Origin of the sequence: Marinifilum fragile, assembly GCF_963677365.1 — a bacterium.
Taxonomy (GTDB): domain Bacteria; phylum Bacteroidota; class Bacteroidia; order Bacteroidales; family Marinifilaceae; genus Marinifilum; species Marinifilum fragile.
On the sequence record NZ_OY781962.1, the window covers coordinates 3,221,649 to 3,234,642 of the forward strand.

Consider the following 12,994-nt stretch of genomic DNA (forward strand, 5'->3'; position numbering starts at 1 on the left):
AGGAAGGAAAAACTCAACTTGAAAAAGCGATGAAATTCATTATGGTCTAATCAATACAGTTATTTTAACCCTTGATTGGAATTTCTAGTAAAATCCAATTTCCAAATCACAAAATACAACCCCTTCTAAGATTGGGATTTGAGCATAACAGCTTGGTTTCTGAAACTTTTCCCTAAATTTGCCTTTCAATCAATAAAAAGGGATTCATTGGAACTTCGAGAACTAAAAAACATTTTTGCTGGTCACCCAGCACGATTCAGCATTGAGAAACATTTACATGACAGTAGCAATTTTCACCTACACTTGCGTGGATTGGTAGGATCGGCTTTGCCCGTAATGGTTTCATCATTGGAAAAGCAAGCCAAACCTCAACTGTTTATTTTGAATGATAAAGAGGAAGCTGCCTATTTTTATAATGATTTGTGCAGTTTGATTGACGAAAATTCGGTTCTTTTCTTTCCATCATCATACAAACGTTCGGTACAATACGAAAAAACGGATAATTCCAATATCGTTCTGCGCGCCGAAACTTTAAACCGATTAAATTCTAATCATCAAACAAGCTACATTGTTACTTTTCCCGAGGCAATTGTTGAGAAAGTAATCAGTAAGGATCAACTGACTGAAAACACACTTAAAATTAAAGTGGGTGAAAAACTGTCACCTGAATTTGTAGAGGAAGTTTTGGTAGACTATGAGTTCGAGCGTGCCGATTTTGTAGTTGAGCCAGGTCAATTTTCGATTCGTGGTAGCATCATCGATATCTTTTCTTTTTCGGATGAACATCCATACAGAATCGATTTCTTTGGTGAAGAAGTAGATTCCATTCGTGTGTTCAATGTGGAAAATCAACTTTCGATTAAAAAGTTGGATACGGTAGATATCATTCCAAACATTCAGGAAAATCTTCTAAAGAATTCCAGAATCTCATTCCTGAATTTTGCTCCAGAGAATTCGGTTTTTTGGTGTAAGAATGTACAATTCATCAGCGACAGAATTCAGGCAATCTATGAAAATACCATTGAGAAAGTTCCAACTTTGGAATTGGGAGAAGATACGGTTGCAACCAAAGATTACCTGATAAAAGGTTTGGATTTCATCGATCACCTGAATGAATATTCCTGTATTGAATTTGGGCAAAAATTCTTTTTCCCAACCGAGAACGAAATTCAATTCAATCAGGTACCACAACCTGCTTTCAATAAAAATTTCGATTTGCTGGGCGAACACTTGCTGAATAACAATGCAATAGCCGAAAGCAATTACATTCTATCTGATAATGCCAAACAGATTGAACGCATTCAAAATATTTTCGACGATAAAGGCATTGAAGTCGAGTTTCAATCTGTAGATCAAACCTTGCACGAAGGTTTTTCCGATCGGGATTTAAGAATTTCGGTATTTACCGATCATCAGATTTTCGACCGTTACCACAAGTTCCGATTAAAAACAGCTACGGTACACAAGGCCAAGGAATCGGTTACCTTAAAAGAAATCAACCGACTTCATCCGGGCGATTATATCGTTCATGCGGATCATGGAATCGGTCGTTTTGGAGGTTTGCAGAAGATTGATGTAAATGGAAAAGATCAGGAAGCAATCCGTTTGGTGTACAAAGACAATGACATTTTGTTTGTGAGCTTACACTCGCTACACAAAATCTCTAAATACAAAGGCAAAGATGGGACAGCTCCTAAAATTTACAAGTTGGGAACCGGAGCATGGCAAAAACTAAAAGAGAAAACCAAGAGCAAGGTTAAAGATATTGCCAAAGAATTGATCGCCCTTTATGCAAAACGTAAGGCCGAAAGAGGATTTCAGTTCAGTCCCGATTCGTATATGCAACAAGAGCTGGAAGCTTCTTTTATTTATGAAGACACGCCAGACCAGGTAAAAGCTACAAAGGCTACCAAAGAAGGAATGGAATCGCCATTCCCAATGGACCGATTGGTTTGTGGTGATGTTGGTTTCGGGAAAACCGAAATTGCCATTCGTGCTGCTTTTAAAGCTGTAGCCGACAACAAACAGGTTGCGGTTTTGGTTCCAACAACCATTCTGGCCTTCCAACATTTTAAAACTTTCAGCGATCGTTTAAAGAATTTCCCTTGCCGTGTTGATTACATCAGCCGCATGCGAAAGGCAAAAGATCAAAAAGAGATTTTGAAAGATCTTAAAGCTGGTCAAATCGACATTTTAATCGGAACTCACCGAATAATTGGAAAAGATATCGACTTTAAAGATTTGGGATTGCTGGTTGTTGATGAAGAGCAAAAATTTGGAGTGTCGGTAAAAGAAAAGTTGAAGCAGATGAAAGTAAATGTGGATACTTTAACACTAACTGCAACACCAATTCCAAGAACACTGCAATTCTCATTAATGGGGGCACGCGATCTGTCAATTATCAATACGCCGCCACCAAACCGATATCCAATTGTAACCGAAGTACACAATTTTAATGAAGATATTATCCGCGAAGCCATTACATATGAAGTGGAGCGCAACGGACAGATTTTCTTTATTCACAATAGAGTTCAGAACATCAAGGAAGTTCAGGATATGATTCACAGAACGGTTCCTGGAGTTTCAACGGTTGTTGCCCACGGTCAAATGGATGGACCAAAATTGGAAAAAATCATGCTTGAGTTTATTCGAGGGGATTACGATGTATTAATTGCAACAACCATTATCGAATCGGGCTTGGATATTCCGAATGCCAACACCATTATTATTAACAATGGTCAGAATTTTGGATTGAGTGAATTGCATCAGTTGCGAGGCCGTGTGGGACGTTCAAACAAAAAGGCATTCTGCTATCTATTGACTCCTCCTATGGAATCAATGACACAGGAAGCCAGACAAAGACTGCAAGCCATTGAGAATTTCTCTGAATTGGGAAGCGGATTCAACATTGCCATGCAGGATTTGGACATTCGTGGAGCTGGAAATCTTTTGGGAGGTGAGCAATCAGGTTTCATTACTGATATTGGATACGAAACCTATCAGCGAATTCTGAATGAAGCAATGCTTGAATTGAAAGAAAACGAATTCAAGGATGTTTTTGCCGATGAAAAGAAAGAGGAAGAAAAAGAAGTAATCCGTTTTATTAACGATTGTCAGATTGATACCGATCTTGAAATTCTATTCCCGGAAGAATATGTAGAAAGCATTTCGGAGAGAGTTCGCCTGTATCGTGAATTGGATAATATCGAAACCGAAGAAGAAATCGAAAAATTCGAAAACCAACTAAAAGACCGATTTGGCAATTTGCCTGAACCAAGTATTGAATTGCTAAACGTGGTTCGTTTACGATGGTTGGCTCTTGATTTGGGAATTGAAAAGCTAATCTTAAAAAGCAACAAGTTGGTTCTTTACTTTATTTCTGATCAAGATTCTCCTTTCTATCAATCGGCTCAATTCAGTAAAGTGCTTCAATTCTTACAAGCCCAAACAATTCCTTGTAAAATGAAAGAAGCAAAAAACAGACTGAGCTTAAGCTTCGAAAAAATTTCAAATATTGTTGCAGCCACTGACACACTGAAGAAAATAAATCAGGAATGATGATAAAATAAAAGATCGCTAAGTTTAATCCTCAGCGATCTTTTTAATATTTCATTGGTGTGAAATTTAATCTTCCTGTAATTCTCTTAGTAAAACTAAAGCTTTATCATTTCCCAAGTTGGTAATGCGGGCTTCATACCAATATTTACCTTTTACAGATTCCATTTCATATTTAAACTTCTCGATAAATCCAACATTTAAAACTTTCTCTATTTTCTCTTTGGCCAATTGCAAAACTTCGCCTGAAAATACCTTATCCAGGTAAGCTCCTATAATTTCATCTTTCGGAAGATCTAAAACAGAATGATCATCCATTTTATAATCTTCAAAAATCCCCTCACGATTCACAACAAAAATTAAATCAGGAATTGCATTAATTAAATCTTTATTTCGGCGCTCACTTTCCTCAAGCATCAGCTGACTTTTCATACGAACCGTTACATCTCTTACATAGCAAACTATTCCTTTATCGATTCCCTTTTCGCTTTTTAGCATCGACGAATATAACTTTAGATAGGTTTCTTTCCCATCGATATCAAATAGAAGTTCTACTTCGTAATTGCTATCTTTTTCCGTTGGGATCAATAAATCCTCAGCAAATGATTTTTCTCTTCCAGACAAGGATAATTCGCTATAAGGTTTGCCAATCATCTCTGATTCACTTTTGCCAAAAATTCTTTCGCATCCTTTGTTCCATGATTTTACGATTCCATTCAAATCGAAGGTAACCACACCGTCATGGAAATGATTAATAATATCTGCTTTTTCAGCCAGCATCTCCCGGTAGGCATATTCTTGAGTTACATCACGTATAATAAACTGAAGATTATTCTTTCCATTAAACTCAATATGAGCCGCTGTCAATCCTACATCAAACAAATCACCATGAATGGTTTTAAATTTAAGGTGAGTATATTCAATTCCTTGTCCCATTTGAACAGCCCGATCGAACTTTTCTTTAAATTCTTCTTGATATTCTTCACTCACATAAGACAAAAGCTGAAGCCCCATTAAATCTTCAATATATGCGGTTCTAAATAGTTTTAATCCCAAACAATTTAGATACTCAATTCCGCCTGCTTCGTTAATCACCAAAATTGCCTCTGGCGAATCAGTAATAAAATTACGGAATCGCGTTTCTCTCATTTTTTGATCCAAATCAAACTGATGCTTATAAAATGCCAACTCAATTGATATTCCCAACTCTTTTTTATCAATTGGTTTAACCAGGTATCCGTATGAATGGGTATTAATTACTCTTTGTATGGTCGATTCTTCAGTATCGCTGGAAAGGAAAATAACAGGAATATCAAATTTAGATTTTATCAATTCGGTTGTTTGAATACCATCCAGATCTCCTCCCAAATGAACGTCCATTAGAACAATATCCGGATTTAATTTTTCGCACAAACGAATGGCTTCCTTACCATCCTCAACAATTCCTAACAAATCGTAACCTAATTCCTTCAAAAACATTCTGAAAATGGTCGAAATTAGGTTGTCATCCTCAACGATTAAAATCTTTTTTTTCATTAAGTAATAATTGAAAATTTGACCGACACCAATACCTTTTAATACCTAGAGCACGGGTTATTCTCCTTCAAAACAAACAAAGAGGATTAATCTTCATTAATTCATTTAGAAAAACCTGTTGGGCGTTTAATTTATATGCCTAAAGTTTACTAATTTTAAGCGATTTTACAAGCTATTTATAATAATACACATCAATTATTTTCCATTGAATCTTATAATTGACATAGGCAACACAAAAATTAAAGCTAGTATTTTCCTAAAAGAAGAATTAAATACTACCAAAGCTTCGGAAAAAGTGGATGTCGAATTTGCAGAGGAATTACTAAGTGAATTTCCTACAATAGAAAAAGTAATCATTTCTTCGGTTCGTGAATATCCCGATAAGTTGATAAATTTTCTAAAAACGAAAATTCAACATGTTTTCTTTTTTGACTCTAAGCTTCCCATACCAATTGAAAATTTATATGAATCTAAAAACACTTTAGGTTACGATAGACTGGCTGCATGTATTGGTGCATATGCTATGTATCCCAACCAGAACATTTTGGTAATTGATGCGGGAACTGCCATCACCTTCGACTTTTTGAATAAGAAAGGACAATACATTGGTGGATGTATTTCACCTGGTTTAAGTATGAGATACAAAGCTTTAAATCATTTCACAAAAAAGCTACCTCTGCTTTCTGTAAACGAAGATTATCCTTTAATCGGAAAAAATACCAATGAAGCAATAACTGGTGGAGTACAAAATGGAATTGTGTTTGAAATAGATTCGTATATCAATCAACTAAAAGAGAAACATGCCGATCTAAAAGTAATACTAACAGGTGGTGACGCTCCTTTTTTATACAAAAGCATTAGTAGCACAGCAATTCTCGAGTCGAATGTACTGGCAATTGGACTGAACCGCATCCTGGAATTTAATATTTTGGAAGGCTCTAATAATTAACAAAGTTTTTGTTGATTTCCAATTTATTTATAGTTTTGCAAGAAGCTTATTTTTGAGCTTTAAAATGGTTATTTAGAACGAATTCAAAACTTATACTAAAACTTTGGTATGAGTTTTGCAGTTTTAGTTCCAACAAAACTAAAACTTTCGTTATATTTATTCTGACTTAATAGATATGACGTTTTTTAAGGAGATCCTAAGACCATTTTTATAGTTTTGCAACAAATAAACTTGATTATAAAAAATTTAGTAACATGAAAACAAGATTTACAATAGCAACTGTGGTTCTTTTGCTTTCAAGTATGTTTACCCTTAAGGCACAGACTTTGGAATCAAAATATGGATTGGATAGTGCCCAGACTGTTTTAAACGCCTCTCTGTATGTTGAGATGGTGAAGCAAAAAAATTACGAAGAAGCTCTTAAAGGTTGGAGATACGTTTACAATAATGCTCCAGCTTTCCAAAAGACAACTTATATCAAAGGTGTTACAATTATGCGTGGTATGCTACGTAAAACCAAAAACCCAAAGTATCTCGACACTTTGATGATGGTTTACGATCAGCGTATCAAATATTTTGGAAAAGATCGTAAATATCCTGAAGGATGGATTCTAGGTCGTAAAGGTGGTGATATGTTTACCTACAACAAGAAGAGTAATATCGCCGCAATGAAAGAAGCTTACAGCATTTTGAAGAAATCTATCGAAATGCAGCAACTAGAATCAGAAGCTACAGTAATTAATAATACAATGGAAGCATCTGGTGTACTTGTTAAAGCTGGTGAAATTGAACCAGAAGAAGTAATCGATAACTATCTTCTTTTCATGGACATGGCTAAAAAACAAATTGATGCTGAAACCAGCGAAAAGACAAAAGAAAACCTTGAAAATGCTCGTAAAAATGTAGAGCAAATTTTCTTTAATGCTGGTGTTGCTGACTGCGAAACATTAAGCAATATCTTTACAGCTAAATTTGAGGCTCACAAAGATGATATGGTTTTGATCAACAAAATCCTTCGTATGTTGAATCGTCAGGAATGTGAAGATGGTGCTTTATACGCAATGGTTGCTGAAAGAAAATATGAATTAGAACCAAATGCTGATGCTGCTCACAACTTGGCTAAAATGTTTATCAAGAAAAAAGAGTTTGGTAAGAGTAAAGATTACTTAGAACAAGCTATCGAATTGGAAGAAGATGCTGAAATCAAAGCTGACTTACATTATAAACTAGCTTCTATTCAATTTCTTCAAGGTCAATTAAGCGCCTCTAAATCAAATGCTTTAAAAGCTGCTGGTTTGAAACAAAATTGGGGATTGCCATATATTTTAATTGGTAAAACATATGCTTCATACAGTCAAAAGTATGGTTCGTCTGATCTTGATCATAAAAAAGTATTTTGGGTTGCTGTGGATAAATTTAAAAAAGCAAAAGCTATTGATCCAGAATGCGCTGCAGATGCTCAAAAACTTATCTCTGATTACTCAAGACATTTTCCTGGAAAAGAGGAAGCTTTCTTTGAAGGAATTAAGAACGGTGACGTTGTAAAAATTGGAGATTGGATTAACGAAACTACAAAGGCTAGACTTAATGAATAGTACGCCAAAAAATAAATACAATATTATCAAAAGCATTGTAATCCTTTCGGGGATTGCAATGCTTTTGTCTTGTGAGAACAGCATGAAAGAGGTGCAGAGTCTTACAACCAACCAAAATCTTCCTTTGCAACAAGGCAAAGAGGTTGAATTTATTTTCACCGATTCAACAAAAATTCAATACCGAGCTTTTGCTATAGAATTTATTGAAACAGATTCGGAAGAAAAAGGAATGCTTCAAGAATTCCCCAAAGGAGGCAAGATCATTTCGTATGATAAAGATGAAAGTGTAGCATGGGAAATTAAAGCCAACTATGCAAAGCATTACCCTAAGGATGAACTTTGGGAGTTAAGAAATAATGTGGTTGCTAAAAGTGCAGACGGAAAAACAATTAGTTCTGAACTTATGTTTTGGGATCACACCAAACAGTTAATTTATTCAAATCAGTACACCAGAATTATAACCTCTGATGGTCAAGTTCTAGAAGGTTCCAGCTTTTCAACCGATGAAGACATGAATGAATTACGAATGACACAAGGCTCAGGAAAAGTATATTTTGAGGACAAAAAATAAGCAATAATCAATAAAGCTTATTATCTTGCATACAACAAAACCTGATTAAAGTGAATCAAAAACTACCATTAGTATTAGAGATTGTTTGGCTGATTGTAATGATTGCCAGTGCTAGCCTTGCCGTATACAGAACAATGCAAACCAATTTCCCCGAAAATATTTTATTGTACGTTATAGCAATATTAGCAGCTTTAATGTATACTTCGCGTAGATATCTTAGACGAACCCGAGAGAAAAACCAATCCCAAAAGTAAATGAATGATCTGATCATCATTTTTGCCATGCTTGCTCTTTCCGCCTTTTTTTCAGGAATGGAGATTGCCTTTATTGCTGCCAACAAATTGCGCATGGAGTTGGATAGAAGTAAAAATACGGTTTCGTCGCGAATTATATCTATCTTTTCCCGATATCCTGGTCACTACATAAGTACCATGCTGGTTGGTAACAACATTGCACTTGTAGTATATGGTATTGTTATGGCAAAAATACTTGAACCTTCAATCCAGCTTTGGGTTGATTCTGAATCATTGGTTTTAACCATTCAAACAATAATCTCGACCATTTTGATTTTGGTGACAGCAGAGTTTATTCCAAAAACATTATTTAGGCTGAACCCTAATTTTGCATTGAATCTTTTTGCCTTACCTGTAATGTTCTTTTACATCTTGTTTTATCCGGTTACTATGATAACCATGATGCTATCAAAGAATATTATTCACAAACTATTCAAAACCAAAATTACCGAAGACGAGGAAACACAAGCTTTTGGTAAAATTGACCTAGATCACTTGGTGCAGGAAGGACAGGACACTCAAGCCATTGCTGAAGATGAATTGCATGATATCAAGATTTTTCGAAATGCACTGGATTTTTCGAAGGTTAAACTGCGTGAATGTATCGTTCCTAGGAATGAAATAGAGGCCATGGAATTAAATGGTACACTTGAAGAATTAACTCAGAGGTTCATTGAAACAGGCTACTCAAGAATTTTGATTTACAAGGACTCCATTGATAACATTATTGGCTACGTTCATTCATCGGTAATATTTAAAAAACCACAAAGTATTAAATCTGCTTTAAGTCGAATTATTTTTGTGCCGGAAACTATGGCTGCGCATAAACTGCTTAACCTGTTTACCAAGGAACAGAAAAGCATTGCCGTAGTTGTTGATGAATTTGGCGGTACTGCAGGTATGGTTACTATCGAGGATATCATGGAAGAGATATTTGGTGAAATTGAAGATGAACATGATAATATCGACCTAGAGGAAGAAGTATTATCCGAGAATGAATTTATTTTCTCAGGTCGATTAGAGATCGATTACCTGAATGACAAATATGATTTAAACCTTCCTGAATCGGAAGATTTTGAAACCTTGAATGGATTCATTCTATTTAATCACGAAAGTATACCTAAGTACAACGAAACCATCAGAATTGAGAACTTTAATTTTAAGATTGTAGAAGTGAGTAATACCAGGGTTGAGAAAATTAAATTAACCATTATCGATTAGTTCTTTATTTCTCATTCACTGAATATTAGACTCAAAACCTACCCATAAATCATCATTGCTATTAGCAATTAATATTTGCCTGAAAACTCCTCATCTGAACATCAATCTTCAAACATTCATCAAGTAATTTTTACTTTACTATAAAAGACGCCAAACTGATAGCCATAAAAAGCAATCATTTCCCATTTTTTTGTATATTCGTAGCCTAATTAAGAAATATTTAAATCTTTTTCGATGGCAACATTACAGAAAATAAGAAACCGTGGTGTGTTTATTGGGATCATCATTGGGGGAGCTTTGTTCGCATTTATTGCTGGTGACGCTCTAAAATCGGGTGGTTCCTTATTGACGAATTCACGAAATGAAATGGCAGAAATTGCAGGTGAATCAGTAAATATTCGTGACTTTCAGAATCGATTCAACCATAATATTGAAGTAGCTAAAATGATGTCTGGTCAATCTTCAATTCCATCAGAACAAATGGATAGATTAAGAGAACAGACTTGGCAGCAAATGGTTCAAGAAATGGTAATGAATGTTGAATATGATGAATTAGGAATTTCAGTAACTTCTGATGAATTATTCGACATGGTTCAAGGTAGAAATATCGATCCTACAATTCGTCAAATGTTCCAAGGTCAAGACGGAACTTTTAACAAAGAACAAGTAGTTGCAACTCTTCAACAGTTAATTAACGCTCCTAAGGGAACTCCACAAAAAAACTATTGGTTGAACATCGAAAATGCAATGACTACTCAGAGAACTTTAACCAAGTACAATGCTTTAATCCAAAAAGGTTTGTACATGCCAAATGCAATGGTTAAAGATCTAGCTACCAAAGGAAGCAAAAAAGTAGATATCAACTATATCGTTAAAAATTACAACTTAATTCCAGATAGTACAATTACTGTAAGCGATTCTGAAATTAAAGAGTACTACAACGAACACAAAGAATTATTCGAACAAACTGAATCAAGAAGAATTGATTACGTTCCATTCTTGGTTGAGCCTTCGACTGATGATTATAAAGCTACTGAAAATTCGGTTGCTGATTTAAAATCAGATTTTGCTGCTGAAACCAACAATGCTCAATTTGTAGAGTTAAATGCTGATACCGATTTCAACCCTTTCTATTTGAAAAAAGAAGACATTACAAATGCTGAATTAGCAGAGTTTGCATTCTCAGGCAAAAAAGGTGATGTTAGTAATGTATACTCAGAAGGTGATTCATACAAATTGGCTAAGATTAACGAAATTAAAATGCTTCCTGATTCTGTTAAAGCTCGTCACATCTTAATTCGTCCAATAAATGGAGATTATGTTGCTGCACAAGCGAAAGCAGACAGCTTAAAGTCATTACTTGAAAAAGGTGCTCGTTTCGATGATTTAGCAAAAGCTAATTCAGATGATCAAGGATCAGCTATTAACGGTGGTGATCTTGGTTGGTTCACACAAGGTAAAATGGTTCTTCCATTTAGTGAAGCAGCTTTCGATTCAAAAAGAAACGAAATCAAAGTTGTTCTAACTCAATTTGGAGCTCACGTTTTACAAGTAACCAACAAAGGAAAAGATGTAAAGAAAGTACAGTTGGCCATTGTTGATCGTAAAGTTGAAGCAAGTAACAAAACAATTCAGGCTGCTTACGCTAAAGCTCGTACATTTGCTGGTAACAACCTAAGCAAAGAATCTTTCTTAAAAGCTGTATCTGAGCAAAACTTACAAAGAAGAACTGCTAACCTAAGAAGAGATACCAAGAACATTCCTGGTCTTGAAAACTCAAGAGAATTGGTTAGAGCAGCATACCAAACTGATGATATGGAAAGTGTTTTGATGAACAATGAACAGTCAGCAGTATTCGAATTTGGTGATAAATTTGTAGTTGCAGTTCTTTCTAGTATCAAAGAAGAAGGTTTCGCAAACATTAATGATGTAGCTTCTACTATTAAACGCGAGATTAGAAAAGAGAAGAAAGCTGAACAAATGATTGCTGAATTGAAGAAAAATAGCCAAGGAGCACAATCGCTTCTATCTGTTGCTCAAAAAGAAAACCTAGAAGTAAAGAATGCAACTGGTGTTAGCTTCTCTTCATTCCAGATTCCTGGTGCAGGTATTGAGCCAAATGTAATCAGTACTGCTTCTCTTCTTGAAAAAGGAAAAATTTCTTCTCCAATTGAAGGTAACCAAGGCGTTTACATGGTATTAGTTACCAATGAAACAAGTGATGAAGTTACTGATGATACTGTTGAAGCTTTCAAAGCAAGATTAGAGCAAGGATACCAATATCGTACAAACTATCAAGCATTCCAGGCATTAAGAGAAAATGCTAATGTTGTTGATAAAAGATATAAGTTTTACTAGACCATAGTAAACACATAAGAAAAAGCGAGGTGATTCATTCATCTCGCTTTTTTTATTAGATGCTGATACGGTAATAATGACTAACACCCCACAGAATCTTTATTTAAGTAATGAAGCTGATGAAGCTATTCACCCAGGGTTAGTACACGTACATTTATCCGTAAATCATATCATTAATCAGAGACAAGATGTACATTTATGCGTAAATCATATCGTCAACGGAAAAAACTAGTGCTTTTACCGATAAATCCATTCATCAACGATCAACAGTGAGCACATTTACCCGCAAATCATATCATCAACCATAAGCAAGATGCACATTTACGCATAAATCATATCGTCAACAATGAATAAATTGCTCTTTATAGATGTTAAAAGTTCATTCCACAAAAAAAGAGCTGTCAACAAATGACAACTCTTTTCAATATCGTACAATAAAAGAATTTACGAAAGTAAAGCTTTTACCTTATCAGCAACGGCTTTACCATCGGCTTTACCTGCCAATTGTTTTGTAGCCATTCCCATTACTTTTCCCATTTCTTTCATTGATGAAGCTCCTGTATCAGCAATAATTTTTTGAACTGCTGCAGTCAATTCCTCATCGTTCATTTGAGCTGGCAGATACACTTCAAGGAAACTCATTTCAAGCAATTCCGTATCAGCCAAATCTTCTCTTCCACCCTCCTTATAGGTATCAGCCGCATCTTTACGTTGCTTCACCAACTTCTGAATGATCTTAACAGCTGCCGCATCTTCAATTTCCGAAGCTCCTGTTTTAGTCATTTCAAGTGTAAGAGCAGTTTTTGCAGATCTTATTGCCTGTAACTTATCTTTTTCTTTTGCTTTCATTGCAGATTTCATATCTGCATTAATTTGTTCAAGTAAGCTCATAATATTTTATTTTATCAAAATTCGT

General features: G+C 35.2%; 8 protein-coding genes. 6 read left to right on the forward strand and 2 right to left on the reverse strand.

Annotation, left to right across the window (positions count from 1 at the left end; genetic code table 11):
• Positions 1-207: 207 nt before the first annotated feature.
• A complete protein-coding gene (gene mfd / locus ACKPCA_RS12805; RefSeq protein ID WP_321279441.1) occupies positions 208-3,558 on the forward strand; it encodes a transcription-repair coupling factor in 3,351 nt (1,116 codons plus the stop codon).
• 66 nt (positions 3,559-3,624) lie between these two features.
• Here the strand turns inward: mfd and ACKPCA_RS12810 are convergent, their stop codons facing one another.
• Positions 3,625-5,091 carry a PAS domain S-box protein gene (locus ACKPCA_RS12810; RefSeq protein WP_321279442.1) on the reverse strand — a complete coding sequence of 489 codons (1,467 nt, stop codon included), beginning with the start codon at positions 5,089-5,091 and terminating at the stop codon, positions 3,625-3,627.
• A 205-nt stretch (positions 5,092-5,296) separates the two neighbouring features.
• Here ACKPCA_RS12810 and ACKPCA_RS12815 point away from each other — a divergent pair, with 205 nt between their 5' ends.
• From ACKPCA_RS12815 to ACKPCA_RS12835, 5 genes are all read left to right on the forward strand, one after another.
• Entirely contained in the window at positions 5,297-6,040 is a 744-nt protein-coding gene (locus ACKPCA_RS12815) for a type III pantothenate kinase (RefSeq protein WP_321279443.1), read from the forward strand.
• 254 nt (positions 6,041-6,294) lie between these two features.
• On the forward strand, positions 6,295-7,635 hold the full coding sequence (locus ACKPCA_RS12820) for a tetratricopeptide repeat protein (protein ID WP_321279444.1): 1,341 nt from the start codon (positions 6,295-6,297) through the stop codon (positions 7,633-7,635).
• On the forward strand, positions 7,628-8,206 hold the full coding sequence (lptC, locus tag ACKPCA_RS12825; protein ID WP_321279445.1) for an LPS export ABC transporter periplasmic protein LptC: 579 nt from the start codon (positions 7,628-7,630) through the stop codon (positions 8,204-8,206). Before ACKPCA_RS12820 ends, lptC begins: the two co-directional genes overlap by 8 nt.
• 254 nt (positions 8,207-8,460) lie before the next feature.
• Positions 8,461-9,720: a hemolysin family protein gene (locus ACKPCA_RS12830; protein WP_321279446.1), complete on the forward strand. Its 1,260-nt coding sequence runs from the start codon at positions 8,461-8,463 to the stop codon at positions 9,718-9,720.
• 234 nt (positions 9,721-9,954) lie between these two features.
• Positions 9,955-12,078: a peptidylprolyl isomerase gene (locus tag ACKPCA_RS12835; protein WP_321279447.1), complete on the forward strand. Its 2,124-nt coding sequence runs from the start codon at positions 9,955-9,957 to the stop codon at positions 12,076-12,078.
• A 444-nt stretch (positions 12,079-12,522) separates the two neighbouring features.
• Here the strand turns inward: ACKPCA_RS12835 and ACKPCA_RS12840 are convergent, their stop codons facing one another.
• Positions 12,523-12,969, reverse strand: a complete 447-nt coding sequence (locus tag ACKPCA_RS12840; protein ID WP_054718731.1) for a GatB/YqeY domain-containing protein — start codon at positions 12,967-12,969, stop codon at positions 12,523-12,525.
• Between the last annotated feature and the right edge of the window lie 25 nt (positions 12,970-12,994).